23 protein-coding genes and 5 tRNA genes are annotated in these 26,955 nt (G+C 44.0%); 12 read left to right on the top strand and 16 right to left on the bottom strand.

Annotation, left to right across the window (positions count from 1 at the left end):
- Positions 1-8 precede the first annotated feature (8 nt).
- The 11 genes from secG (at position 9) to MF4642_RS06965 (ending at position 7,135) form a co-directional block, all read left to right on the top strand.
- The gene (gene secG, locus MF4642_RS07015) at positions 9-338 is read left to right on the top strand and encodes a preprotein translocase subunit SecG (RefSeq protein ID WP_078388529.1); all 330 of its coding nucleotides are present in this window, start codon (positions 9-11) and stop codon (positions 336-338) included.
- A 53-nt stretch (positions 339-391) separates the two neighbouring features.
- Positions 392-476: transfer RNA gene (locus MF4642_RS07010), tRNA-Leu, on the top strand.
- A 49-nt stretch (positions 477-525) separates the two neighbouring features.
- A tRNA-Met gene (locus MF4642_RS07005) sits at positions 526-602 on the top strand.
- Positions 603-675: 73 nt separating this feature from the next.
- Positions 676-752, top strand: a tRNA-Met gene (locus tag MF4642_RS07000).
- A 66-nt stretch (positions 753-818) separates the two neighbouring features.
- Positions 819-895 (top strand) — tRNA-Met (locus MF4642_RS06995).
- Positions 896-984: 89 nt separating this feature from the next.
- Positions 985-1,061 (top strand) — tRNA-Met (locus tag MF4642_RS06990).
- Positions 1,062-1,289: 228 nt separating this feature from the next.
- The gene (rimP, locus tag MF4642_RS06985) at positions 1,290-1,814 is read left to right on the top strand and encodes a ribosome maturation factor RimP (protein ID WP_004692708.1); all 525 of its coding nucleotides are present in this window, start codon (positions 1,290-1,292) and stop codon (positions 1,812-1,814) included.
- A 39-nt stretch (positions 1,815-1,853) separates the two neighbouring features.
- The gene (nusA, locus tag MF4642_RS06980) at positions 1,854-3,338 is read left to right on the top strand and encodes a transcription termination factor NusA (protein ID WP_078425744.1); all 1,485 of its coding nucleotides are present in this window, start codon (positions 1,854-1,856) and stop codon (positions 3,336-3,338) included.
- A gap of 9 nt (positions 3,339-3,347) precedes the next feature.
- On the top strand, positions 3,348-6,047 hold the full coding sequence (gene infB / locus MF4642_RS06975; protein ID WP_078425743.1) for a translation initiation factor IF-2: 2,700 nt from the start codon (positions 3,348-3,350) through the stop codon (positions 6,045-6,047).
- Positions 6,047-6,451, top strand: a complete 405-nt coding sequence (locus tag MF4642_RS06970) for a ribosome-binding factor A (protein WP_004978763.1) — start codon at positions 6,047-6,049, stop codon at positions 6,449-6,451. Before infB ends, MF4642_RS06970 begins: the two co-directional genes overlap by 1 nt.
- 192 nt (positions 6,452-6,643) lie before the next feature.
- Positions 6,644-7,135, top strand: a complete 492-nt coding sequence (locus MF4642_RS06965) for a hypothetical protein (RefSeq protein ID WP_227518524.1) — start codon at positions 6,644-6,646, stop codon at positions 7,133-7,135.
- Between the two features lie 46 nt (positions 7,136-7,181).
- On the opposite strand, the gene MF4642_RS06960 is transcribed toward MF4642_RS06965, so the two are convergent.
- The 15 genes from MF4642_RS06960 to MF4642_RS06890 form a co-directional block, all read right to left on the bottom strand.
- Positions 7,182-7,580, bottom strand: a complete 399-nt coding sequence (locus tag MF4642_RS06960; protein ID WP_078388531.1) for a Na+/H+ antiporter subunit G — start codon at positions 7,578-7,580, stop codon at positions 7,182-7,184.
- An 11-nt stretch (positions 7,581-7,591) separates the two neighbouring features.
- Positions 7,592-7,867 (bottom strand): monovalent cation/H+ antiporter subunit F, encoded by a 276-nt coding sequence (locus tag MF4642_RS06955; RefSeq protein ID WP_004692700.1) that lies wholly within the window; start codon positions 7,865-7,867, stop codon positions 7,592-7,594.
- On the bottom strand, positions 7,864-8,385 hold the full coding sequence (locus tag MF4642_RS06950) for a Na+/H+ antiporter subunit E (protein WP_062035163.1): 522 nt from the start codon (positions 8,383-8,385) through the stop codon (positions 7,864-7,866). The genes MF4642_RS06955 and MF4642_RS06950 overlap by 4 nt, the downstream gene beginning before the upstream one ends.
- Positions 8,386-8,387: 2 nt before the next feature.
- Positions 8,388-10,196: a monovalent cation/H+ antiporter subunit D gene (locus MF4642_RS06945; RefSeq protein WP_078425742.1), complete on the bottom strand. Its 1,809-nt coding sequence runs from the start codon at positions 10,194-10,196 to the stop codon at positions 8,388-8,390.
- Entirely contained in the window at positions 10,196-10,561 is a 366-nt protein-coding gene (locus MF4642_RS06940) for a Na+/H+ antiporter subunit C (protein ID WP_004692695.1), read from the bottom strand. The genes MF4642_RS06945 and MF4642_RS06940 overlap by 1 nt, the downstream gene beginning before the upstream one ends.
- Position 10,562: 1 nt before the next feature.
- Positions 10,563-13,403 (bottom strand): monovalent cation/H+ antiporter subunit A, encoded by a 2,841-nt coding sequence (locus tag MF4642_RS06935; protein ID WP_078425741.1) that lies wholly within the window; start codon positions 13,401-13,403, stop codon positions 10,563-10,565.
- Positions 13,404-13,765: 362 nt separating this feature from the next.
- Positions 13,766-15,130, bottom strand: a complete 1,365-nt coding sequence (locus MF4642_RS06930) for an ATP-binding protein (RefSeq protein WP_078425740.1) — start codon at positions 15,128-15,130, stop codon at positions 13,766-13,768.
- Positions 15,131-15,168: 38 nt separating this feature from the next.
- A complete protein-coding gene (locus tag MF4642_RS06925) occupies positions 15,169-16,671 on the bottom strand; it encodes an AAA family ATPase (protein ID WP_078425782.1) in 1,503 nt (500 codons plus the stop codon).
- An 11-nt stretch (positions 16,672-16,682) separates the two neighbouring features.
- Positions 16,683-17,465 carry a bifunctional phosphoribosyl-AMP cyclohydrolase/phosphoribosyl-ATP diphosphatase HisIE gene (gene hisIE, locus MF4642_RS06920; RefSeq protein WP_078425739.1) on the bottom strand — a complete coding sequence of 261 codons (783 nt, stop codon included), beginning with the start codon at positions 17,463-17,465 and terminating at the stop codon, positions 16,683-16,685.
- Between the two features lie 188 nt (positions 17,466-17,653).
- Positions 17,654-18,940, bottom strand: coding sequence for an FAD-dependent oxidoreductase (locus MF4642_RS06915; RefSeq protein ID WP_078425738.1), 1,287 nt, complete (start codon positions 18,938-18,940; stop codon positions 17,654-17,656).
- Positions 18,941-19,199: 259 nt separating this feature from the next.
- The gene (locus MF4642_RS06910) at positions 19,200-20,276 is read right to left on the bottom strand and encodes a patatin-like phospholipase family protein (RefSeq protein ID WP_078425737.1); all 1,077 of its coding nucleotides are present in this window, start codon (positions 20,274-20,276) and stop codon (positions 19,200-19,202) included.
- 162 nt (positions 20,277-20,438) lie between these two features.
- Positions 20,439-22,058, bottom strand: coding sequence for an ABC1 kinase family protein (locus tag MF4642_RS06905; RefSeq protein WP_078425736.1), 1,620 nt, complete (start codon positions 22,056-22,058; stop codon positions 20,439-20,441).
- Between the two features lie 12 nt (positions 22,059-22,070).
- Positions 22,071-22,742, bottom strand: a complete 672-nt coding sequence (locus MF4642_RS06900; RefSeq protein WP_078425735.1) for an SCP2 domain-containing protein — start codon at positions 22,740-22,742, stop codon at positions 22,071-22,073.
- Between the two features lie 23 nt (positions 22,743-22,765).
- Positions 22,766-23,710: a bifunctional demethylmenaquinone methyltransferase/2-methoxy-6-polyprenyl-1,4-benzoquinol methylase UbiE gene (ubiE, locus tag MF4642_RS06895; RefSeq protein WP_078425734.1), complete on the bottom strand. Its 945-nt coding sequence runs from the start codon at positions 23,708-23,710 to the stop codon at positions 22,766-22,768.
- Positions 23,711-23,877: 167 nt separating this feature from the next.
- Positions 23,878-24,582, bottom strand: coding sequence for an FFLEELY motif protein (locus MF4642_RS06890; protein ID WP_078425733.1), 705 nt, complete (start codon positions 24,580-24,582; stop codon positions 23,878-23,880).
- 195 nt (positions 24,583-24,777) lie between these two features.
- Here MF4642_RS06890 and MF4642_RS06885 point away from each other — a divergent pair, with 195 nt between their 5' ends.
- The gene (locus MF4642_RS06885) at positions 24,778-26,205 is read left to right on the top strand and encodes a phosphate--AMP phosphotransferase (RefSeq protein ID WP_078425732.1); all 1,428 of its coding nucleotides are present in this window, start codon (positions 24,778-24,780) and stop codon (positions 26,203-26,205) included.
- A 53-nt stretch (positions 26,206-26,258) separates the two neighbouring features.
- Here MF4642_RS06885 and MF4642_RS06880 read toward each other — a convergent pair whose 3' ends face one another.
- Positions 26,259-26,801, bottom strand: a complete 543-nt coding sequence (locus MF4642_RS06880; RefSeq protein ID WP_004692676.1) for a hypothetical protein — start codon at positions 26,799-26,801, stop codon at positions 26,259-26,261.
- Between the last annotated feature and the right edge of the window lie 154 nt (positions 26,802-26,955).

Below are 26,955 nucleotides of genomic sequence, written 5' to 3'. Positions count from 1 at the left end.
AGTTCAGCATGCAAACTTTTGTGCTGGTAGTACATATTATCTTAGCTGTGTTGATGATCGTGCTGATTTTGGTCCAGCATGGTAAAGGTGCAGATGCTGGTGCTTCTTTTGGTGGTGGCGGTGCTGCAACTGTATTTGGTGCATCAGGTTCAGGTAATTTCTTGACCCGATTGACTGCGGTTTTGACGGCCTTGTTTTTTATCACCAGTTTGTCACTTGCTGTGTTTGCCAAAAAGCAAACCACAGATGCCTATAGCTTAAAGTCAGTGCAAACGACAAGTTCTGCACCTGCACAATCGAATGAAACTTCGCCAGCTGCACCTAAAACAAGCGAATAATTGGAATTAGTCCTTTCTTTTTTGTGACGATGCTACTAGAATGCGTCACAGCTGCGGTGGTGGTGGAATTGGTAGACACGCTACCTTGAGGTGGTAGTGCTTTCGGGCGTGGGGGTTCAAGTCCCCCCTTCCGCACCAACTTATGAATCCAGAAGATTAAGTTGGTGTATGCAGCAAATTCTGTTGATGCGGGATGGAGCAGTCTGGTAGCTCGTCGGGCTCATAACCCGAAGGTCGTTGGTTCAAATCCAGCTCCCGCTACCAATCAATCTTATTTTAGATGCAAACTAAGGTGAGTAACTTAAGTGATTAAGTTAAGAATATTTTTGCGTTTTGTTGCGGGATGGAGCAGTCTGGTAGCTCGTCGGGCTCATAACCCGAAGGTCGTTGGTTCAAATCCAGCTCCCGCTACCAATCTTATTTTAGATGCAGACTAAAATAAGCAGTTTAAGTCATTAAGCTGAAAAAATTGCATTTTGTTGCGGGATGGAGCAGTCTGGTAGCTCGTCGGGCTCATAACCCGAAGGTCGTTGGTTCAAATCCAGCTCCCGCTACCAATTTGATTTAGGTGCAACTAAATCAGAGCAAGTACGAAGTATTTAGATTGAAAAATAGTTCATATTTGTATATAATTTTTGCACGTTGATGCGGGATGGAGCAGTCTGGTAGCTCGTCGGGCTCATAACCCGAAGGTCGTTGGTTCAAATCCAGCTCCCGCTACCAAGTTTCTAAAAAGAGGCTCACAACAAGGTGGGCCTTTTTGCACAGTGGATATTAATTTTCTGTGCAATAATTGGGGCGATTACGCCCTTTTTTATTGGCTATCGTGTAGTGTCGATGTGAGCCGGATACGGTGAAAGTCAAAGTGTCATGTTCCACTACTACTATAGTTTGTATTGGCTTGTAGTGGTCTGTTTCGGCCATTGAATCGCACAAAAATGACGAGAGTAAATGAAGCTATCAAATAAAACTCAAGCACTCCAAGACTTAATTGCTCCTGCAGTGCAAGCCTGTGGTGTTGATCTTTGGGGGATTGAATTCCTTCCTCAAGGAAAACGTTCTTTATTGCGCATTTATATTGACAAAGCTGTCGACGAAAATGCAGAACCCATCATCAATGAAGATGGTGAAGAAGAGCAGGGCCGTGGCATCGGCGTACAAGACTGTGTACGCGTGACTCAGCAAGTCGGCGCAATGATGGATGTCCATGATCCAATTTCAGGTGAATATGCACTTGAAGTGTCATCTCCAGGTTGGGATCGTCCATTTTTCCAACTTGAACAATTACCTGCATATATTGGTCAACAGATCGCTTTCCGTTTGATCAGTGCGGTCGATAACCGTCGTAAATTCCAAGCTAAATTGGTTGCTGTAGATCTTGAAGCTGAAATGATTCAAGTCGAAGTAGAAAAGCAACAGGTGCTTGAAATCGATAGTAATAATATTGATAAAGCCAATTTGGTCTATCAAGATTAATTCATTTAATAAATAAGAATCTGAACGAATAGGTGGCTTATGGCACGTGAAATTCTTACCGTAGTTGAAACGGTTAGTAATGAAAAAGGTGTACCTCGTGAAGCGATTTTCGAAGCCTTAGAACAAGCGCTTGTTGCTGCGACTAAAAAGAAATTTTACGAAGGAACAAACTCTGAAGAAGCTCAGCTTCGTGTAGAGATTGATCGTAAAACGGGCGAATACAGCACTTTCCGCCAATGGGAAGTGGTTGCAGATGAAGATCATGAAATGCCAGCATGTCAAGATGCGATTTCTGATGTTGATCCTGCACAATGGTCGATTGGTGATATTCGTGAGCTTGAAGTGCCTTCAATTGACTTCGGTCGTATTGCGGCGCAAATTGCAAAACAAGTGATTGTTCAAAAGATTCGCGAAGCTGAACGTGCGCTGATTGCAGATGCCTACGAGTCTAAAGTGGGTGAGTTGATCTACGGTGAAGTGAAAAAGCAAACCAAAGATGGCTTTATCATTGACCTTGGCGATAACGCAGAAGCGTATCTTGCACGTGAAGAAATGATTGCAAAAGAAATTTTGCGTCCGAAGCAGCGTGTAAATGCGATTTTGTTCAATGTGAACCGTGAAGGTCGTGGTGCACAACTACAATTGTCACGTGCCAAGCCTGAAATGCTCATCGCTTTGATGAAGAAAGAAATTCCTGAAATTTCTGAAGAAATCATTGAGATTAAAGCTGCAGCGCGTCAACCTGGCGTTCGTGCTAAAATTGCTGTGAAAACCAATGATCATCGTATTGATCCAGTGGGTGCATGTATTGGTATGCGTGGTACACGTATCCAAGCAGTTCAGCAAGAATTGAACGGTGAGCGTATTGATGTTGTTGTATGGTCTGATGATCCTGCACAGTACATTGCGAGTGCTTTAGAGCCAGCAGATGTATCGGGTATTGTGATCGATGAAGAAGAGCGTACAGCGGACATTATTTTCGCAACTAGCGATCAATTAGCGCGTGCGATTGGTTCACAAGGTCAAAACGTACGTTTAGCCTCTGAACTGACAGGCTACAAACTCAACATGATGCTTGAAGATGAGTATCATGCTCGTCAACAAAATGAAGCACAACAATACTTAGACCTATTTGTATCGCGTCTAGATATTGAAGAAGATTTGGCAATGGCATTGGTTGAAATGGGCTTTACTTCTTTAGAAGAGATTGCTTATGTTCCAGCTGAAACATTTGACGAAATCGAGCTAGATGCTGAAGTTGTTGAATTACTTCAAAGTCGTGCCAAAGAAGTTACATTGGCTGATGCATTACAGCAGCAAGAAAACATCCAAGATCCAAGCGCGGAACTCGTTGCAATGGAAGGGATGACGCAAGAGATTGCTTATGCACTTGCAGCACGTGGTGTCATCACAATTGATGACTTGGCTGACCAAGCGACTGACGATATTGCTGATATTGAAAGTCTAGGTACAGAGAAAGCAGGTCAACTTATTATGAAAGCGCGCGAATCATGGTTTAACTAGGAGATCTACATGACGGATAAGACGATACAAGAGTTAGCTCTCAGTGTGAACCGCCCTGTTGAGAAGGTCCTAGAGCAGGTTCGTGATGCTGGTTTACCACAGCGTAAATCGGACGATATAATCTCTACTGAACAACAAGATGCCCTCGTGCACCATTTGAAGAAAATTCATGGTCAAAACGATGGTCAGGCAGGAAAAATCACGTTGAAACGTAAAACGACCAGTACCGCTAAAGTAGCGAGTACTTCAGGTAAGGCAAAAACGATTAATGTAGAAGTTCGCAAGAAACATACATTTACCAAGCCAGATCCAGAACAAATTAAAGCGGAAGCTTTGGCAAAAGCGCAAGCTGAGCAACAAGCTCGTGCGAACGTTCAAGCTATGGTTGAACCTAAAGCTGAAACTCCAGCAGTAAATAAAGCAGCTGCAAACTTTGAAGCAATGCGTGCTGCTGCAAAGCAAGAAACGACGAAGCAAGAAGTTGCGAAAGCTGCGGTAGTTGTGAAGCGTAAATCAAACAATAAGCCTGTGGTTAAAGCACAAGTTAAAGTTGTTGAAACACCTGAACAGAAAAAAGCACGTGAAGCTCAAGCCGCTCAATTAAAAGCGACCGAAGAAGCAGCACGTCGTAAGGCAGCTGAAGAAGCGCAGCAACGTACACTTGAACAAATGCGTCAAATGGCATCTAAGTATTCTAACGAAGATGCAACTGCGACCATTCGTGTTGTGGATGATTCTCCACTTGCTGCGGGTCTAGTTGGCCAAGCATATGAAGATTCATTTGCGAAAGAAGACCGTGACATCAAACGTGGTACCAATACACCAAGTACACGTGCACCGAAAAAAGGTGGTCGTCGTGGTCAGGAAGAGCAAAGTTTCAGCAAGCAACCTAAACGTGGTCTGAAAACAAGTCAGGCTGGTAAACATGGTTTTGAAAAACCAGTTAAGAAACAAGTTTATGATGTTGAAATTGGCGAAACTATTGTTGTTGCAGATCTTGCAGCAAAAATGGCGATTAAAGTACGTGAAGTAATTAAATCACTCATGAAAATGGGTGAGCTGGTTACTCAGAACCAAGCGATTGAGCAAGAAATTGCTGCATTGATCGTAGAAGAAATGGGTCATAACCCTGTTCTTGTATCGGATACGCAAGCTGAAGATAACTTACTTGAAGCAGCTGAAGGCGCGCGTGGTGCTCAATCTACACGTGCACCAGTGGTGACCATCATGGGGCACGTTGACCATGGTAAAACATCGCTTCTTGATCGTATTCGTCGTGCGAAAGTTGCAGCTGGTGAAGCGGGTGGTATCACACAGCATATCGGTGCGTACCACGTTACAACTAACAAAGGTATGATCACTTTCCTTGATACCCCTGGACATGCTGCATTTACTGCAATGCGTTCACGTGGTGCGAAAGCGACTGATATCGTGGTTCTTGTTGTAGCAGCAGATGATGGTGTTATGCCACAAACTGCGGAAGCAATTGATCATGCACGTGCAGCTGGTACACCAATTATTGTTGCAATCAACAAAATGGATAAAGAATCGGCTGATCCAGATCGCGTATTGAACGAATTGACAGTAAAAGAAATCGTGCCAGAACAATGGGGCGGTGATGTACCTGTTGCAATGGTTTCAGCACATTCTGGTCAAGGTATCGATGAGCTTCTAGATTTGATTTCAATCCAAGCTGAATTGCTTGAATTGAAAGCATCTGAAGAGGGTGCTGCACAAGGTGTCGTGATTGAAGCACGTGTAGACAACAGCCGTGGTGCGGTAACGTCTATCCTTGTTCAAAACGGTACATTGAAAGTAGGTGACCTGGTTCTTGCGGGTGCATCTTACGGTCGCGTTCGTGCAATGACAGATGAAAACGGTAAACGTATTCAATCTGCAGGTCCTTCGATTCCAGTTGAAATTTTAGGTCTACCTGAAGCGCCAATGGCGGGTGATGAAGTTCTTGTTGTAAGCGATGAGAAGAAAGCACGTGAAGTTGCTGATGCGCGTATGGATCGTGAACGTCAAAAACGTCTTGAGCGTCAAAGTGCAATGCGTCTTGAAAATATCATGGCGTCTATGGGCAAGAAAGATGTGCCTATCGTCAATGTGGTATTGAAAACTGATGTACGTGGTACATTGGAAGCATTACATGTTGCTCTTGCTGACCTTGCAACAGACGAAGTTAAAGTTCGTATCATTGGCTCAGGTGTTGGTGCGATCACTGAATCTGACGTGACACTAGCTGAATCTTCTGAAGCAGTTCTTCTTGGCTTTAACGTACGTGCGGATAACGCAGCGCGTCAAAAAGCGGATGCTGACGGCATCGATATTCGTTACTACTCAATCATCTATCAATTGATTGATGATGTGAAAGCAGCGATGAGCGGTAAGCTTGCTCCAGAACACCGTGAAACAATTCTGGGTGTGGCTGAAGTACGTGAAGTGTTCCACTCAAGTAAGTTTGGTGCAGCAGCAGGCTGTATGGTACTTGAGGGTATGTTACATCGCAATAAACCAATTCGTATCCTTCGTGATGACGTGGTTGTGTTCCAAGGTGAGCTTGAGTCACTTCGTCGCTATAAAGAAGTGGTTGAAGAAGTTCGTGCAGGTATGGAATGTGGTCTTGCGGTTAAAGGTTATAAAGACATCAAAGAAAAAGACAAGATCGAAGTCTATGATGTTCAATTGATCAAACGGAGTCTTTAATGGCGGGTAGTCAACGTCTTAAGCGCATGGCGGATACAGTACAACGTGAGTTGTCTGAACTGATTCGTCAAGAGTTGAAAGATCCACGCTTAGGTGGTCTCGTGACCATCTCTGCGGTGAAGGTTAGTCCAGACTTAGGTTATGCTGAAGTATATGTGACTGTGATGGGCCGTGAGCTTGGCGATGAGCAAAGTGAAGCAGCCAATAAAGAAACGCTAGATGTGCTGAACAAAGCATCTGGTTTCTTGCGTCACGAACTCGGCCGTCGTATTAAGACACGTATTACACCGCGTTTGCGTTTCCATTACGATAAAACCAATGCATATGGTAACTATATGTTTGGCCTGATTGCTGAAGCAGTGAAGGATTTACCCGCTGACGAAGCAAACAAAGATGATGAATAATTCAGTCTAACTGAATCAAAAAGCCACCTTCGGGTGGCTTTTTTTATAATTGTATATAGATAAAAATAGATGGAGATTTTAAAAATGTTGTATCTGAGCGAGCCTCAATTATTAGAGATCCGGAGTCTGGATCCGTTGAGAGAATCTAAATTTAAGTATAATTCTACTCGATGGCTGAGTTTGGATCAGAACTTGAAAAGTATTACAAAGGACTATTGTGATGATGATATTTCAAGAGAACAGGTCATTAAATGTTTTAGGGATTATTTTGATTGCAAAGTTAGTGTGGAGTTACCTTTTGTACTGACGATGATTTGGGGTTTTGCTGATATTGGTTATGGTACATTTAGGACGAATAAATATTATACTTCAGAGAATATGGAGCTCATGGAGTTGGCGTTCACGCATGTAAAAAGGAAGAATATTCAACAAGCCTATAGAACATTGAAGTTAATTAATGGTTTGAATATTAGCTATATTTCTAAATTGCTCTATTTTTCAACTCGTGCTTTGGAACACTCGGATTATTGTTTAATTTTTGATATTCGAGTGGCTAGAGCCTTAATTAAACTGACTTGTCCAGAAACACTAGTGAATTTAATCGAGGTGACACCATCCAATAAGTTTGAACCTTATCATCAGTACAATGTGCAAATTAGCGCAACACCACCATGTCAGTGCTGAAGCGCTAGAAATGTATTTATTTTTATATCCTTAAGGATACAAGCGTTTAGAGACGATGTTCAGTGTCTTCATGCTTATTGCTAAAAGCTCTGCGGCGGGTGCGTTGCCAAGGCAGTGGACGATTTAGCGCTTCTGGAACGTCACCACTGAGTGAACGTAAGCGTAAATGTAGCGCCGCTTGCGCCATCAAATTCGCTGATACGGGTGCGGTTAAGAAGGCAAACAGTGTTAATAACAGCTCAGCAAAACCAAAGCGTCCTTGGAATGCAGAATAGATCATTCCGGCGATCAAGAAGCTCCCTAAGCCTAAGGTGCTGGACTTGGTTGGGGCATGCAGGCGCATGAATAAATCGGGCAGACGCACCATTCCAATTCCTCCGACCAGCATGAAGAAAGTACCGATCATGAGAAAAATGGAGACTAAAATTTCCATCGTAAGTTGCATCGATCTTGCTCCTAGTCAATCACATGACCTGAGGTGAAGTAGCGTGCTAAAGCGGCTGTAGAGACAAAGCCGAGCATCGCAACCAAAAGAGCACCTTCAAATAATGAAGTGCTGGCCCAGTAAATGCCTAAAATAATAATGAGGCAGATTGCATTTAAAAAGAGTGTATCGAGTGCTAAGAGTCTATCTACAATCGATGGGCCGATGATTAAGCGAATTAAGCACAGCAACATTGAAATGGTGACAGCGATTAAACAAATCCCGAGGGCATAAGGCAAAATGGTCATGCTTTGTCTCCTGCTTCGACACCAAAAATTTGCATCAACGGTTTTTCATAACGCGCTTTGATATTTTCAATCTCGGCATTTTCATCATCGGTGCTGAGGGCGTGAACTAAAATGTCCCCACGATCTTGATCGATGCCTGCTGAAACAGTGCCTGGTGTGGTGGTAATAATCATCGCCAGTAAGGTGTTTACTTCCTCATGTTGTGTTTCCAGCGGAACGCGAAACCATTTGGGTTGTAGACGATCAATTGGGCCGAGGACCAATTTAGCCACTTGAATATTCGACACCACGATGTCGTATAACACCACAAAAAATAGTTTCACCGCCGCTTTCCATTCAATATTTGGAGTATACTTAATGAATGGTCTGATCAGACTCGGAATAAAAATAGCCAGTAAAAATGCCATCACTAAGCTGGCTGCATCGACACTATGTGCCAACATCACCCAGCTCAGCGCAACAATCACCGAAACAAAAGGGTGGGGTAACCAACGTTCTAAAAACGACGTTTTTTTCATGTTTAAGGCTCCACCATCGGTTGTAGGCTTTCAGCATCGGGATTCACTTCAGCCTGTTGTTGCTGTTGCATTTGGCGTTTTTTGTATTCGGAAATATGTTCGCCTTCCAGTGTTTCCTCTGAAATTAAATATGGAATCAAATGTGCATTTGGATCTACGCGTTCGCCACCATATTTGGTCTCGGGTAAATTTTCACTGTCGAAAGGTTGTACGCTAATGGTTTGCCCATGCTCATCAGTTTTGAGCAAAGTCTGTTCATAGAGCGCATTATTTTGGATTTGCTCAGCCGTTTGGTAAGTGTACTTTTGAATCGGACCTGCAAACACCATATAAGCCATTAAACCTACCAACAAGAGATAAATGGTTTTGTCATTGCGCTTCGGTGCTTGTTCAGGCAAAGCTTGGTAAGCGGCATAAGCTGCTTCATCAGGATTATCTTCAGGTTTGGTTGCGCGCCAAAAAATCACGAAACCCACACGTGTAAACGCGATTATACTCAATAAACTCACCACTAAAATTGTCACAATAATCAGCAATTGATACGGTGAGTGTGCGGTGGCTTGGAGAATAAATACTTTGCCTAAGAAACCACTAAAGGGTGGTAAACCTGCCATCATCAAGGCAATGGTGAAATAGGTTAACGCCACTACCTTATGCTGTTTCATTTGCGGTGCAATTTTAAAATGGTCTTTAAACTCACCACGTTGAGAGGTAATCCAACCACTTAAAATATAGAAAGCTGCCGCAATAATGGTACTGTGCACCAAATAATACAGTGCCGCTGCCCATGCCAAGGTATTGAACAGGGAAATGGCGATTAAAATCGTGCCGACAGAAGACAAAATCATAAAGCCAATGAAACGACGTAAGCGTTCAGCACCCATTGCACCAATCACACCATAGACTGAGGTAATTAAGCCAATCGGTAATAGAATGTACTGCAGAATCTCACGGCTAATTGCATCGTCAAATACGGTACCATTAACACGTAAAATGGCATAAATACCGACTTTGGTCATGATGGTGAACAGTGCCGCCACAGGCGTGGTCGCGACCGCATAGGTTTTTGGTAGCCAAAAACCGACAGGTAGCATGGCTGCTTTAATGCCAAAGACTGTAAACAACAACAGCCCACCAGCAACAGCAATACGATGTTGATCGCCTTCCAATAGAGGCATCAAACGTGCAACATCCGCCATATTGAGGCTGCCGACACTGCCGTAAATCATGCCAAGGCCAATCAGAAATAGAGCTGATGCCAACAGGTTAATGGTGACATAGTGAATGCCGAGTTGAAAACGCGCTTTGCCTTGACCATGCAGTAACAAAACATAAGAGGCCATCAACAAGATTTCAAAGAATACGAACAGGTTAAATAAGTCGCCTGTCAGGAAGGCACCGGTTAGCCCCATCAGTAGGAAATGGCACATGGCATGGAAATAACGGCCACGTTCATCCCATTCTTTACTGGCGAACCACATCACTGGAACAGCCAAGCCGTAGGTTAAAACCAACATCAGGGCAGACAGTTGGTCGAGGACTAAAACAATACCAAATGGTGCTGCCCATTCACCAAGGTTATAAACACTGATTTGCCCTGAGCTGGCAAAGATCAGATAGTTGACTGCTGTAAATAAGCCCAACAGGCCAGAGGTATAACTGATGCCTCGACGCCACGGTTGTCGCCAGTCTTGTGCTAAAGAACCTGATCCTGGATTACCCAGTAATACCAAAATAAAGGCAGTAATGGCAGGAATTAAAATACTAAAAATTGGGGTGTGTTCGGTCCAAAATTGGATGAAGTCATTCATTATGGCTCATCCTCACGTGGGTCAATTTGTGGTATTTCTTCTTTAGAGTCAACGTGGTCGGTTCCTGTTTCATAACGACTGCGTAAAGCCAGTTGTACAATAAATGCTGTGGTGGCAAAGCCAATCACAATCGCGGTTAACACCAAGGCTTGTGGCAAAGGGTCAGTGGCTTTGCTGGCTTCAGTGAGTACCGCGGGCGCATTAAGTTGAAGTCGTCCCATGGCAAATAAAAATAAATTGACGGCATAACCAATCATGGCCAAGCCAAGTACGACAGGGAAGGTACGGGCACGTAAAATCAGATAGATACCTGTGGCAGTCAACAGACCAATAGCGGAGGCAAGTAACAGTTCTAAACTAATCATATTAATCCCCCTTTGGTACTGGACCAGACATACTAGAGTGACGTGAGTCCCCAAGTACTGAAATAAGTAGCATGGTTGCACCTACGACCGTGATATAAACCCCGACATCGAACAGTGCAGCTGTCGCTAGGTGCATTTCGCCTAAGATCGGTGGCGACACATAAAAGTGTGCACTGGTGAGGAAGGGGCGTCCCCAGAACCATGCGCCTAAGCCTGTTAATCCTGCAATGACCAGACCTGTTCCAATCCAGATTTCATACAAACGACCAGACTTGGCTTTGAGCAGCTGTTCTGCATGATCTTGACCGAGTGCCATGTACTGAATAATCAAGGCCAAAGCGGTAATCAAACCCGCGATAAACCCGCCCCCAGGCAGATTATGTCCACGTAAGAAGATATACAGGCTAACCACCAAGGCAATCGGTAATATCCAAGATGCAGTGATACGAAGCATCAACGGCGATGGATTAAAACGGTAACTAAGACCTTTGGTCATGGTGGTGCCGTGGGTACGCATACCATCCATTAGGCATAGCGCACCAATGCCTGCAATGCCGAGGACTGTAATTTCACCGAAAGTATCGAAACCACGGAAATCGACTAAAATTACGTTGACCACGTTGGTACCGCCGCCTAATGGAATCGACTGCTGCATGAAGAACCATGAAATGGAGTTGTGATCACGGGTCAAGATAAGCCATGTGATCCATGCAATGCCAAGCCCGCCGCCAATCGCAATCAGGGCATCTCGCCAACGGCGTGATACACTCGACTCATAGGGAGTGAGTTGTGGTAAAAGCGATAAACTCATCAATAACAGTACGGTGGTGACCACATCTACGGTGATTTGTGTCAAAGCCAAATCAGGCGCAGAGAAGCAGACAAAGACCATAGTTACGACTAAACCAATCGCGCCACTGATCAATACCGCTTTAATCCGTTCGTGGTGGAACCATAGCATCATCCAGCACGAAGAGAATAACAGTAGCCACAGTACGATCGCTAAAGCAGGGGCGTGAGTGAGTTCACGGGTGCCTGTGGTCAGCCCTTGTCCTAAAAATGGAAGTGAGACTATGGCAATACTGAAGACCACAATCCAAAGAATATAGCTTTGTAATTTACCGTTTTCAGTCCAGCGTTTAAATTTGCGTGAGTTGAGCAAAAGTGACTTAAGGAATAAGTCAAAGGCAACTCGACCTTGTAGGCGACCTAAATATGGATCGAGATCAATTTCTCGAATTTTGCCACCCTTCGCTAGACTGAAATAGAAAATCAGACCGCCAATCGATGCAATCAGGCTCATCAATAATGGCATGTTAAAACCATGCCATAGAGCAAGATGTACGCCTTCAAAGTCCATCACTTGGGTGCTGGCGCGTGCTGTGCTGTTGACGATATTTTCAACCAAGAGAGCAGGGAATAAGCCGACTAAAATACACAAAATCGCCAGTAAAGTGGCCGGTGCACGCATGCCAAACGGCGGCTCATGCGCATCTTTGTTCGGAACTTGCTTGCCTAATGGGCCATCGAAGAAAACCCCATGTACCAAACGCACAGAGTAAGCGACTGCAAAAATCCCCGCCAGTGTCGCGACAATCGCCGAGCAGATGAGCACAGGACCAGACAGATTGCTGAGCAGTTCAGTAAAGAACATTTCTTTAGATAAGAAACCGTTGGTCAAGGGTACGCCGGCCATCGATGCTGCAGTGACCATCGTCAAAGTCGCAGTATAAGGCAACAGTTGCCATAACCCACTAAGCTTACGTAAATCACGTGTGCCTGACTCATGATCGATAATACCTGCGATCATGAACAGCGCTGCTTTAAAGGTGGCATGGTTAATAATATGGAAAATAGCCGCAGCCACAGCCAATGGTGATCCGATTCCCAAGAGACACATGATCAAGCCGAGATGGCTGATGGTTGAATAGGCCAATAAACCTTTCAGGTCTTCTTTAAAGATGGCAAAAAACGCAGCCATACACAGGGTAAACAGGCCAATAAAGGTGACCAAATTATGGAACAGTGCCGCACCTGCAAAAATTGGTAACAGTCGAGCCACCAAGAAAATGCCCGCTTTTACCATGGTTGCTGAGTGTAAATAAGCAGACACGGGGGTCGGGGCTGCCATTGCGTTGGGTAACCAAAAATGAAATGGAAATTGCGCACTTTTGGTAAAAGCACCGAGTAAAATCAGCAGCAGCGTAGGAACAAATAAAGCATGACTCTGAATCTGTGCTGTCATCGTCAAGATTTGATCAATCTCGTAGGTACCTGTGATTTGGCCGAGCAAGATGAAACCACCTAGCATGGCTAATCCGCCCATACCCGTAATGGTCAATGCCATTCGTGAGCCACGTTGCGCCGCGTCGTAATTGTTCCAATAACCGACCAACAGAAAAGATGAGATACTGGTCAACTCCCAAAAAACGAGGAGTAAAATTAAATTATTGGAGAGAGAAATCCCGAGCATGGCTGCCATGAACAACATGAGCAGTAGATAGAGTTTATTGAGAGAATTTTTTGGGCCTAAATAAAAATAGGCATAAATATAAATGAGCGTCCCGATGCCACTAATGAGTAAGGCAAAGAGTAGGCCTAATGCGTCTAGACGGAAGCTGAAGTCAATTCCAAGCTGCGGCAACCATGACCACGACTGCGTAATGACAGCGCCATTAAACACCTCTCGTGCTTGGGTCAGTAATAAGCCTAAACTTGTCATACTGACCCCAACAGCTGCGAAGGCGGTTAGCCTACGTGAGCTCTGCTTCAGTAATGAGACAAGGGTTGTGCCAAGTATTAACGGTAACAATATAATAATCGGTAGCACACTCGTTTCCATTGTCGTGAATAGGTCAAAACCTATTGGTGAATCTCATCTTTCAAGGATTACAGGACTGCAAAGAGCAGCCCAAGAGTCTCAATCTTGAAAGCCAATGTGAAATTTAAAAATAATGAAGTTGTGTTGCGCAACTCATGAAGCGTTATAGCAAAATCCGATTTCAGTTAGAAATTTGCAAGTAAAACCGATCATATAACATGACTAAAACAACATCAATCTTTTTTGCGCTGACGCAAAACATTATACGCGTGATGGTCGTTTCTTGGTGGATGACAGGCACTTTCTCAGTGCAAGAAATGTAAAAAAAGCGACCATTGGTCGCCTGTTTTTGAGGGTTAAAATAGATATGCTTATGCAGCAGGCTAAGTTAATGGATTTGCCGATGAAGCATCATCCTCAGCACTGAGTAAAGCAATCAAATGCTGTTGCTGTTCGGGAGAGAGTTGCTGCTGTATTTGTGCGAATAATTCAGCCACACTTAAATCTTGGGGTTCAGCCGCAATCGGTTCGGTGCTTCCACTCGTCGCTTCATGATTGGCAAGGTTTTGGTAAATTACATCGAACTGATGTTGCAGTGGTTCGAGTTGGATAGAACTTAATTGCTTATTTTCCAGTTTGAGGCATTGAAACTCACTGGCTTGTTCCAGCAACTCACTTCGGTTGCCTGAGGCGATAATTTGTAGTCGAGGAAAAGCCTGATTTAAATGTTTTAAAATGACTTGTGCCATATTTTGATCCAATTGATGATCAATTGCATCAATCAATAGTACGCCGTCACCTTCTAAACAAGGGAACAGACTTTCAGGATTGAGTAGGCATAAACGTCGCACAATATCGCCAACAAGTGCCACCCAGTTGCGAATACTATTGGACAGCTGTTGATAGAGCATGCTGTTGCCATGGTAGCGCACCATCAGTTGTAACTTGGGATGATATTGCAGATAAAGATCTTCTATTTCGGGCAGAACAGTTGCTAACGCTTGCTTGAGCGCTTGTAGGCTGGGTGACTGGATGTGTGCTTGAGCCTGAGCCAGTTTATAGCTTAAGGGTATATCGGGTGGCATGCTTGTAGGCTGATGCAATATCGTTTGTAAAAACTGCGCAGTTTGCGCATTTTCAATATCGCTGATTTCACGAAACCACTCAAAGAAACGCGCAAAGGTGGTATAGGGAATAGCTGAAATTTCATAGGCATGTGCATGTTGGAAAATCAGGGGATTGTTCTTGCTGAGAATATTCATTTCATTGACAAAACGTTCCGCAGGATAATACGCAATCAACGGCAAACCTTGCAGTGGATCTTGTAGCGTTGCCTGCTGATATAGATTGACCAGTTGTTCGAGTTCCAAGGTTTCAACTCGGCTGATGCCAATTCCTTGTTGGTTTAAGGTTTTGTAGAGTTGCCATGTATAGGGTTCGGGCGCAGTATCGGCTGCCGTAGGTTTGAGATCATACAGCTCAGCGGGCACAGCAACTTGAATATCAATTTTGGACTGTAGGCGGTTCAGCATAATATCGTGATCTAACATCACCACACCTGCAGAGCGTAAATCTTTATAACGGGCCGCAAACCAAGTCAGAGCCTGATAGCTAAAACGTAAGATCGAGGTCTTGCCTGAGGCTTGATCGCCTAAAATTAAAGTGACGGGTTTATCGTGATAAGAAAAATCGACTTTAAGGTCAGCAAAATGCAGGATGTGTTTCAGGTGAATCGATTGAATTTTCATAGAACACCCGCAGCGGTTGTGACTATTTTTACATTCGACTATCCAACAACTTTACGTAATGAGCTTGGCATTTGTTTTTTCAGCTGTTGCATCAGGTCGTAAATGTGATGGATATTTAAACTTACTTTAGCACGTGTACAGGCCACGTAAAGCAGTCTTAACTCTTCATCACTAATTTTATGGTCTTTGTCGTTGACCTTAAACTGATAATCATCTTCGATGTGAACGCGGTTCCACTCTAAGCCTTTGGCTTTGTGTGCGGTGGAAATAATATAATCCGCTTGTTCAATCGGCGTAATCTTTGCAAGGGCTTTTTTGAGTGGATCGGTGCCATGATCATCTACCAATTTTACTAAAGGCTTGATGTCACTGCCGTCATTGGTTTCGCAATATTCATGTACATCATGCCAAGAATTAAACCAGGCCAGTTCCGGCACATCGGTGACGCGCTTACCTTGTTTAAGCATCGCTGCGGCATCGACAAAGCGGTTCAGTTTGACATGGTCGGCTTGTAAGCTGACTTTGTCGCCATGGACCAATCCTGAGAGCAACAGTTCCATGGCGCGCGCATTGGTGCGACATAAAATCGCATCGCGCATTTTGGTATGAGGTTTGTTGACCACTTTGGAGTTGAGCAGAGGGTTGCCCATGAGCGGCACGGTTTCATTCAAGGCGCCTAAAATGGCATTGGCATGCAATGCAATCTCTTCACCAAAACGGAACGAGGTGGTGAGACGGGACTCAGGCAAAGGCAGTTGTTGCATAGCATTGACTGCGCCGCGCCATGCATAAATTTGTTGGTGTGCATCTCCGACATAGATCACTTGTGTATTACGCTGCTTCAGTAAGATGCCCAACATCAGTGGATCAGCGTCTTGTGCCTCATCAAACAACACATAGTCACTTGGGATATTGGGTTCAGACAGCGCCCACAGTTTTAAATAAATATCGTGACCAATCCCAGCCTGATGGTTTGGATCGATAGACTCTAACCAACGACGTTCAATGGCAGGGTAGAGGTGTTTTTGTAGTGAATCGATATCATCAGGGTGTAACCAGCTCGGTGTTTGTAAATGTCGCGGTGCTGGGTACTGAGAACTGGTTGAACAGAAGTGACTCACTGCATTCGCCACAAGGCTGGCCAAGCGTGACGGCATCAATACATATTTTTCATAACGTCCGCCCATCATCCGTCTTAAGGTGATGGGTTCAAGGCGGTATTCTTTGGCAATAAAACTCGGACTTAAACGAGGCAGACGAAGTTTGTCTGTCACTCCACGTGGAACACTGCGAAAGGCAAGCGAGTGGAAGGTTCGGCAGTCGACATTGCCATGAAACTTCGTTTGCGCTTCGCTGGCAATGGCTTTGTTGAACGCCAAATACATGCCACGCCTTTGTGGCATGGCATCACTAATCATTTGCAGGGTAGTGGTTTTACCTGTGCCTGCATAAGCAATTACTTTAAACGATTTGCCCAGACGCGCGTTATCAATGGCAATGGCTTGCTCATAAGTCGCGCTCGGTTTGATGATATTTGACACAGGCAATAAACTTAGTGGCTGCGGTTGGCTTTTTCAAGCAAACCAGAAAGCCCTTGACGACGTGCCAATTCATTAAGAATCACTTGAGGGTCTAAGTCGAAATAGCCTAAAACCACAATAGTATGGAACCAAAGATCCGCCACTTCATAGATCAAGTCATTTTTATGGTCTTCATTGGCTTCAGACTTAAAATCTTTAGCCGCGATAATGGTTTCAACCGCTTCTTCACCGACTTTTTCTAAAATTTTGTTGAGACCTTTGTGGTACAGCTTTGCGACATAAGATGAGTCTGGATCCGCCGCTTTACGCTCAGCCATCATTTGACCGAGATAGGATAAAACTTCAACTTGCTCAGACTGTGCCGTTGAGGCATTCATCGCCAATGTATGTGGATTTTTCGATTTTTCGCCATAAATCGCGTTCGGGTCTTTGAGCTGTGCATCCACAATTTCCCAGCCATTTGGCGTGAGTTTACGGTAGAAGCACGATTCGCGACCTGTATGACAGGCAATTCCGCCGTGCTGTGCAATTTGCAGCACAATTACATCGGCATCGCAGTCGAGACGAATTTCGTGCACGGTTTGGAAATGTCCAGACTCTTCGCCTTTGTGCCATAACTTGTTGCGTGAACGAGAGAAATATACGGCTTGGTTTTTCTCAGCCGTCAAAGCCAAAGCTTCACGGTTCATCCATGCAACCATCAAGACACGTCCCGTTTGGTGATGCTGTGCAATGGCAGGGACTAAACCTTGTTCGTTAAATTTTACTTCATCGAGCCATTGCAAATTGTTCATAAGATTTCACCAAGCGAATAAATTTTGAGAGTGTTACGATGTTAACGTAGCGCGCTATAGTCTACGTGATTTAAACAGAATAGAGGAGAAACTTTCTACAGTTATCTTACAGTGGCTTAATAATGTATTTTAGAAACTCGTCTATCACTCACCCATCCAAAGCGAATGAAGATGATTGTCATCGCATTCTATACAGAATGATTGTTTTGTTTTGCAATATCCCGATAGTTCATTTGACTGAACATGCCTAATTTTAAACCTGAAATCGTCACCGCCATTTCTTTACGGAAATAGGGAATTCGATACATCCAAGCAAAGCTTAAATCACGTAAACCCCCTGCCCACCATAGGTCAGATTGGTAAAGTGGTGTGAGTAAACGACTTAAAAATTGATAGAACGCCGTCGAACTTTGACGGTGTTGATGGTAAGTTTGCCAGAGTTGGACATAATCAAGGGCTTCATTTTTTCTTGTGCTTTGAACCGCTTGCCCCAAAGCCCATGCATCTAAAAGGGCCATATTTGCACCTTGCCCCAGTTGTGGACTCATCGCATGTGCTGCATCACCCATGACACCAATACGACCCTCACCAAACTTAGACAGCACCACATCACGATAGTTTGCAGTCAACCATTGTGATTTTTGTTCAGGCTGGGCAATGACTTGCTCTAACCAATCCGCAGCAGGTTTCCAACGCTTAGACACTTGGTTTAACCAGTCTGAGTGAGCTTGTGAGTTGTGTAGAAAACTATTCAGTTGATGGCTTGGAAGACTCCAAAACACACTCGATAGTCTTTGCTTGGGTTCATGTGGCACTGTACCGGTCGGTAAGATGCCCATCATCATTTTAGAGCGATCATGAAACTGATGTAAAATTTCTGTATCTAATTCAAGGCATTCGGGAACAATTGTCCATTTGGCTCCCCAAGGATAAGCTTGATCAACCTTCACCCATTCTTTCGGTCTTAAGAGGCTGCGTGCGCCATTGGCAATGATCACAGCATCAAAAGCTTGATCAAATGATTCACCATCTTTTGTACCCGAAACCCGAACTTGATTGGATGTTTCTTTTAATTTTTGAATGTCGGTATTCATATACCACGTAATGAGTTCTGGATATTCACGGCATTTATTTTCTAAAACATGACATAACGTTGCTCGATGGATACCGACACCATAAAAATCAGGATGCGCTTGTTGATAATGACTATTGACCAGTAAATTGCCACTCGGTAACTGACCTTTGAGCCCAGTGACTTTTGCACCCAGTCTTAAAACCTCATCTAAAAGGCCTAAATGCTCAAAAACAGCTAAACCAGAAGGCTGTAGTAACAGTCCTGCGCCGACAGGTTCGAGTTCTGAGGCTTTCTCTAAAATACTGACTTGAATATTTTGTCGAGCCAGTAAAATCGCAGTGGCTAACCCTGCGGTTCCAGCACCGATGATGGCGAAGTGGGGCGGGTGATTAGAAATCATAGATCGAATGATTTAACCATTGTCTAAAATGAATGCGTAACGAATATCATCAGATTTTTTTAATTGGTCGATGTTGATTTGAATGAAATCTTCTAACGAGCTTGCAATCACATTTTTTCCACGATTCATTTTGTAATTCAATGACTTGACCATATTTTTTTTGTTCACTTAAAATTATTGTTAGCATAGAAAAAATGTAATCTCGATTTTTCTTTATTTGGTCAGATTAAACAAGATTACATTCATGCGCAAATTTTGTTTATAAATCTTGTATGACCTGTGCAAAATGCTGTTTTTCCAACATTTCCAAGAATTCATCACCTAAGCGCTGACTTTCAGAAATACATTGGTTCCACATTTGAATGCGCTGTTTTTGGTCGAGCCCTTTGAGTGTGAAATCTTTACGATCGGGCAGGCGTCCTAAAGGTAAGCTCTGTAAATAGTCTTGGGATGGGGACAATAGCAGCGTACGGGCTTGATTTTCAGGATTGGCGTGACGTTTAAACAGCTTATCAAACCAACCGGGCGTAATGCTGTCCGTAAAGTGTGGATAAAGCACAATGCCTTGACTCTCAAAAGGCAGATCGATGTGATAGTCAATCAGACCACCATCACGATAACTGCCTTGTGGTGCATCTGGAATATCACGAATCGCGGCCATCACGCCTGGAATAGAGGCTGAGGCAATCAACCAAGGCAGAACATTTCTAGCGGTGAGACTGTGATAATGAGTGAGGAAATCATCTTCTACTTTAAATTGTTTACCATTGCTGGGCTGACTAATCACCCGTTGCATAAAGTGGCGGCTATGCTTTCGCGCAACAGCGGTTGTACCGATGATACCTGCGACAGAGGCCAAGAGCGGGAGAACTTGGTCACTTTGGAAGATGTGTTGAGCCTTAATCGACAGTACCGCGAGGTGGTAATCGGGATGATTGACCAATTCCACTTCTTTGCCTTGCACCAAGTCGAGCAGCATGCCACGGCAAATATCACTGACTTCTTGACGCTGCATTTTTTTGTCAAAATAGAGATTGGTATAGAGTTCACCTAAACGTTCGGTACCTGCTTTTGCACCGTGCGCTAAGATGCTGGCAAAGCGCCAACTGCCAATGGACGAACCAATCAAAGTCCGTCTTTGCGGCGCACGAGCAAAGAATTCACCAAAAATAGCTTGGTCTAAACCTTGAATCCCGATCCCTTTGGGCCCACCTGCGGCACCGGGTACAATATCGACCTGTTCCGCTTGTAAGCCTTCGCTTTGAATGAGTTGACGTGCTAATTTACCTGCACGAATGCTTAAAGCTGGAGGGTGTTTATGCAGGATTTGAGTCATCGTGATCATTCAAAATAGACAATATGTATTGTCATTTTAACTGGTGAGAGAATGAGCGCATTGGCAAAAGTGATCCAAGAATGACTTGGGAGTCACTTCCGACATAAAACCTAAACATAAAAAAGCCTGAGAGACTCAGGCTTTTAATACAGCAGAAAGCGTCTATTTAAACACGCGCCAAACGGCCAATAAGCTGGTGAGTACAATCAAGATTACTGAAATAAACCACGGCGAGATAATGGCAATCGACAGCAAAATGGCCATGAGACTACCAAAAATCCAACTCCGTTTTTGCTGATGTTCCATTTGCAGGCGCATGCTTTGTAGTTCATTGAGCTGTTTAGCATGCCAAGCCGATTGGTTTTTGAGTCCATTTAAGCTATCGACCAACAGTGTTGGGAAGTCTTGTGCCCCTAAAAGTAAGTCCGGAATTTTTTGTCCCAGCTCTTTTAGGTTCTTTTGTGGATTCATTTGCGCTTTGATCCAATCAGTCAGGATTGGCTTTGCCAAACTCCAAATGTCCAGCTCTGGGTAAAGGTCAGTCCCTAAACCCTCAACATGCACGAGGGTTTTAAGCAGCAGCATCAGCTGGGGCGGAATTTCCAAATGGAAGCGTCGTGCAATATCCATCACTTGAATCAAAATGCCCGCGAAGTCCAATTCATGCATGGGTTTGGACACCATTGGCCCGACCGTGCGACGCATTTCACGTGCTAGCGCATCTTGGTCTGTGCCCGGTGGAATCCAACCAGCTTGATGCACGATTTGAATCAGTTGCATAAAGTCGCTGTTCATGACCGCAAGCAGCATACGTGCCACGGTCATTTGGTCGTGCTTCGACAACTCACCCATAATGGCACAGTCTAGTGCAATATAGCGTGGTTGGCTTGGGTTTAGTGTTTCAACGAAGACATTGCCCGGATGCATGTCGGCATGGAAAAAGTTGTCACGGAAAACTTGGGTAAAGAAAATGGTTAAGCCTTTTTCCGCCAGATCTTTACGATCCATCCCCAGCTTTTCAAAGGTTTCAATGTCTGAAATGGGAACGCCGGTAATGCGTTCAGCCACCATCACGTCTTTGCTGTCCATATAAACTTCAGGCACATACATCATGCTTGAGCCTGTAAAGTAATGGCGCATACGACGGGTATTGTCGGCTTCTAAGGTCAAATCCAGTTCATTTAAAATGACTTGACGATAGTCCTGAATAATTTCAGATAAGTGCAGTGCACGCGCGGCTTCTAGGCGTTTTTCTAGAAAATCACCTAGCCATTCTAAAATTTCAAAGTCTTGTAAAATTTGACTACGAATAGCGGGACGGGTGACTTTCACCACCACTTCGCGACCATCATGTAAAGCGGCCGTATGTACTTGAGCAATCGAGGCTGCTGCCAAGGGTTGTTCGTCGAAGCGAGCAAACAGCGTGTTTACATCGGCTTTCAGTGAGTCTTGAATGCGCATTTTTGCCACATCAGAACCAAACGGTTTGACACGGTCTTGGAGTAAAACCAGTTGCTGTAGTACTTCAGGTGGAATTAGGTCACGACGAGTAGACAGCAACTGTCCCATTTTAATCGCCAGTGGTCCCATTTCCTCTAAAGCTTGTTTGAGCTTCAATGGGTTTTTACGTTCACGACTCGACCATGCCGCAGGGTGCATACGAATTACACCCAGCGCATGACGCACTTTTTCAGGCAATTCTTCCGCAGGAAACAACGTGTCGAGTCTATAGTGCGCGGCAATGCGCCAAAGTTCGAGTAAACGTGAAACGTGCGGAATCATATATGTAAATACCTAGTTTTGAGTTGAGTCTTGAGTGTCAATCTGTGCTTGAAGTTGTTGAATTTTGGCTTCGGCACGATCTAAGTTTTGATTAAAAATGCGGGTGTCTTGATGCAGATCATCCATTTGCCAACGCGGGGCAAATAGACCACTGTCTTCTTTCAAGGCATCTTCAGCAAAAAACAAATGACTTTGTAAGGCCTGTTTGATGTGTTTTGGTGCCAGCTGAATTTTAGCCAATTCATGCGCCAAACTTGGGCCAATCCACGGGCTTAAATGCGCAGCCAAGTCAGGCTCAGCTTGTTGCATAATCCGTTGAATATCTTGCAGAAGGTGATAATCACCTTGGAGCGGGATATTGCCGACATCATCCGCCAGTAATAGCTTGAGCAGCTCAACCACATTGGCCACCGTTAAAGTTGCGGTTGCTGGGGTGTGAGATTGAGCTTGGTCAAAAGGGCGTTGTTCAAAAATGGACGCTGTTTCACTATGCCCTGTAACGGTAGGTTCTAAGCGCACTTTAGCTTGGTCAAAGAACACATCTACAGACAGTTGCGGGGACGCTATCACCACACGTAACATCTTGCCTTGTAGTTCATTGAGCTGGATGCGAGTGATCGCATCCAAATTAATCACATGATGAATTAATCGTTCAATTGCACCGAGTGCCAGAATCGACCACATAATTTGCCCTTAAACGTTTAATTTTAAAGTTTAAAACCACGGTGTACAGCAACGATACCACCTGTCAGGTTGTGATAGTCACAGTTTTGGAAGCCTGCATTTTCCATCATGCCTTTTAGCGTGCGTTGGTCTGGGTGCATACGAATGGACTCGGCTAAATATTTATAGCTTTCTGAGTCATTGGCAATAATTTTGCCCATGATTGGCAGTGCGGTGAACGAGTATAGGTCGTACAGTTTTGAAAACGGTTCAAATACAGGTTTGGAAAATTCTAATACCAGTAGGCGACCACCTGGCTTAAGCACGCGGTACATCGCAGCAAGTGCTGCATCTTTATCGGTCACATTACGTAGACCAAACGAGATGGTGAGTAGGTTGAAGCTGTTGTCTTCAAATGGCTCTAAGGTTTCAGCATTGGCTAATACGAAATCAACATTGGTACATCCAGCATCAATCAGGCGGTCACGGCCAACATTGAGCATGGATTCGTTAATGTCTGAAAGTACTACATGACCAGTAGGGCCGACTTCACGACTAAACACTTTAGCCAAGTCGCCTGTCCCCCCAGCAATATCGAGCACGCGTTGACCACGACGTACCCCTGACATATTGATCGCAAAGCGTTTCCATAGACGGTGAATACCAAAAGACATCAAGTCATTCATAATGTCGTATTTGCTGGCAACCGAGTGGAAAACCTCCGCTACTTTTTGGGCTTTGTCTTCACTGCTGACAGTTTGGTAACCAAAGTGTGTGGTACTGCCGACGTTACCTGTGTTGGCACCGCGAGGAAGATTGTATTTAGGTACAGAACCAGTTACTGGCGTATCAGTCAACTGTTGTTGTAATGATTTTTGCTGACCTTGCGCCGTACCTTGGGGTAATGGTTCAGTTAAAAATGGACTCACTTTGTCTGTGTTTTGTGCCGACTCTTGAGTAGCGGTAGGCGTTTGATTTTCATTCGACATGGGAGTCACTCCTAACATAGCAATAGGGTAAATGTTGCAGTGCTTGCATGATGACAGATTCTAGGACGTTGTACAGTAACCATCATGCAATTGTGCTGAATAATATACAGAAAAACAGCAGAGCTATGCAGCCACTGCCTTATTTTTATCAAGGAATAATCTGAAATTTACTGAAATGGGTATAGATGACCCGAATGTACTTTATCAATAATTTGACGTTCCACCGCAGTAAAGTCTTTCACAAATTTCTCCGCCGACTTTAGCGGTTTCATGGCCAAAAAGCCATCTTGCATAAAATCATACATGATATTGAAGTTATATTTGTTGGCCGTCCCTTTACACATCTTAAAAGCGGTATAGATCATAAAAGAGCGCATGTATTTATCGAGATTCTTACCCAATTGATCGAGTAAATACAACTGTTTCAAGCGTTCTTCGCCTTGTTCTAGTTTTAAGTAGGCTTGGCGCATCAAATCATCGCTTAAGGCTTCGGAGGGATGGTGATCTTTCAGTAATTGCATCGCCACTTGTTCATCAAGTCGCACCGCCAAAATCGCCAACTCAACCCCAGAGGTACCTGTTTTAATGGCATTTTCAGGAATTAATTTCTCCGCTTTGTGCGCATATTTGCTCAAGCGTGCAATTTGTCCTGCCAAAGCGTCAAAATCTGGGCCACCATATAAACGGTTGATAAAATACTCGGCCATCAAGAGGTTCTGTTTTTCTGAGAAAGCACGGTTATGCGTGCGTTGCATCCGTTGCTTTTGCCAGAATTGCACATCTTGTAAACGTTGGAAGAGCACCGAATCTTGATGATAATGCAATTGGTAATACTGTTCTAAAAGCTCATCGAGGGCGGCGAGTTTGGACATTTGCTGTCTCAGTTCTATTTAAAGATAGCTAAATCTTAGTGCGTGATGACGGAACTCGCTATGACAAAGTGACAAAAAAACTATTTATTTGTGGTCAGTTTGATGTAGAAGTAGTCAAAAGACGCGTGTGAAAATCATCTAGATCATCATTTTTTAGGATCTAGTGATTTGATTAAATAGAAAAAAGGAGGGGCAATGGATACAGAAACGATCGCCAGTGCAGTGCTGAACGAAGAACAGCTTTCACTGGACTTAATTGAAGCGCAATATGCATTGATGAATACCCGTGATCAGAGCAATGCAAAAAGTTTAGTGATTTTGGTCAGTGGAATTGAACTTGCGGGTAAAGGTGAAGCGGTGAAACAGCTGCGCGAATGGGTCGATCCACGTTTTTTATATGTCAAAGCCGATCCACCGCACCTGTTTAATCTAAAACAGCCTTTTTGGCAGCCCTATACTCGATTTGTACCTGCCGAAGGGCAAATTATGGTGTGGTTTGGTAACTGGTATGGGGACTTGTTGGCTACGGCCATGCATGCTTCAAAGCCTTTGGACGACACTTTGTTTGATGAATACGTCAGCAATATGCGGGCTTTTGAACAGGACTTAAAAAACAACAACGTAGATGTCTTAAAAGTTTGGTTCGATTTGTCGTGGAAGTCTTTGCAAAAGCGTTTGGATGACATGGACCCGAGCGAAGTACATTGGCATAAGTTGCATGGGCTAGACTGGCGCAATAAAAAACAATATGACACCTTGCAAAAGCTGCGTACGCGTTTCACTGACGACTGGCAAATCATTGATGGTGAAGATGAAGATTTGCGTAATCACAATTTTGCACAAGCGATTTTAACAGCGCTGCGTCACTGTCCAGAGCATGAAAAAAAGGCCGCATTAAAATGGCAGCAAGCACCGATACCGGATATTCTGACTCAGTTTGAAGCCCCTCAAGCTGAGGATGCAAACTATAAAGCAGAGTTAAAAAAACTCACCAAACAAGTGGCCGATGCCATCCGCTGTGATGACCGTAAAGTGGTGATCGCTTTTGAAGGTATGGATGCTGCGGGTAAAGGGGGGGCGATTAAGCGTATTGTGAAAAAGCTTGACCCACGAGAATATGAAATTCATACCATTGCCGCACCTGAAAAATATGAGTTACGCCGTCCTTATCTGTGGCGTTTTTGGAGCAAATTGCAGTCGGATGACATCACTATTTTTGATCGGACATGGTATGGACGCGTTTTGGTAGAGAGGATAGAAGGCTTCGCAACCGAGGTGGAGTGGCAACGCGCTTATGCGGAAATCAATCGTTTTGAAAAAAACCTCAGTAACAGCCAAACCGTGCTGATTAAGTTTTGGCTGGCGATTGATAAAGATGAACAAGCAGCGCGTTTTAAAGCCCGCGAAAGTACTCCGCATAAACGCTTTAAAATTACCGAAGAAGATTGGCGCAATCGCGACAAATGGGATGACTATTTAAAGGCAGCCGCGGATATGTTTGCACATACCGATACGGGTTATGCGCCTTGGTATATTATTTCTACCAATGATAAACAACAGGCCAGAATTGAAGTCTTAAGGGCAATTTTAAAACAGCTCAAAGCGGATCGCGATACAGATTAAAAAGCATAAAAAACGGTCATTTGACCGTTTTTTATAGAGGCGGATTTAGTTCTTTAACTTAAGGGAATTTGGGTCACTGGCGCTGCAACAGGAACACCTTGTTCAGCGGCTTGTTTCAGTTGAATGCCTTTGGCGAGCTTATACGATTCTTCCACATGAGTTTCCGCAATTTTTTTCATCACGACATAACCCAAGCTAGCCGCAATCATCTGCCCACCAAGAGGAATGAATTTAGTGACTTGTTTGGTGATGTATTTGGCTGCCATGTTATTGAGGGATTTCTTCACGGCTGTACGTGCCACCACCAGTCCAGAGAACTCCACGCCACGTTTACGCAGTTCTGACCAATGTATTTGCTTGGTTTCTGGGTCGTAGACACTGACTTGCTCAGGGGTTAGGCCAAAGCGGGCGTTAATTTCGGGAATCAACTGCGACAATATGCCCACATCAATCACCACATCGAGGAAGGGGACTGGAATAACCGCAGCACCTGCGGAAAAATAGGCGCGCTTTTTGACTAAATCCAAACACTCTTCACGGATTTGTTCTAAATTTAAAGAGGGATCAATTTTTTCTGGAATATGCTCTAATTTCATTTTCTAAATCCTAAAATATCCTGATTCACATTGATTCTAGTTTTGCTTAAAGTACGTATTTTAAAGCAAATTTTAAATAGAAATATGTCATCAAAGTGACATAGACAGAACCAGAAGTATAGTCAATAATCTGTGTACTTTTGTAGATTTTTCA

It is taken from the genome of Acinetobacter sp. MF4642 (genome assembly GCF_002018925.1).
GTDB lineage: Bacteria > Pseudomonadota > Gammaproteobacteria > Pseudomonadales > Moraxellaceae > Acinetobacter > Acinetobacter johnsonii.
The sequence above is the reverse complement of the archived record's forward strand: the minus strand, read 5'-3'. Positions and strand labels throughout refer to the sequence as shown.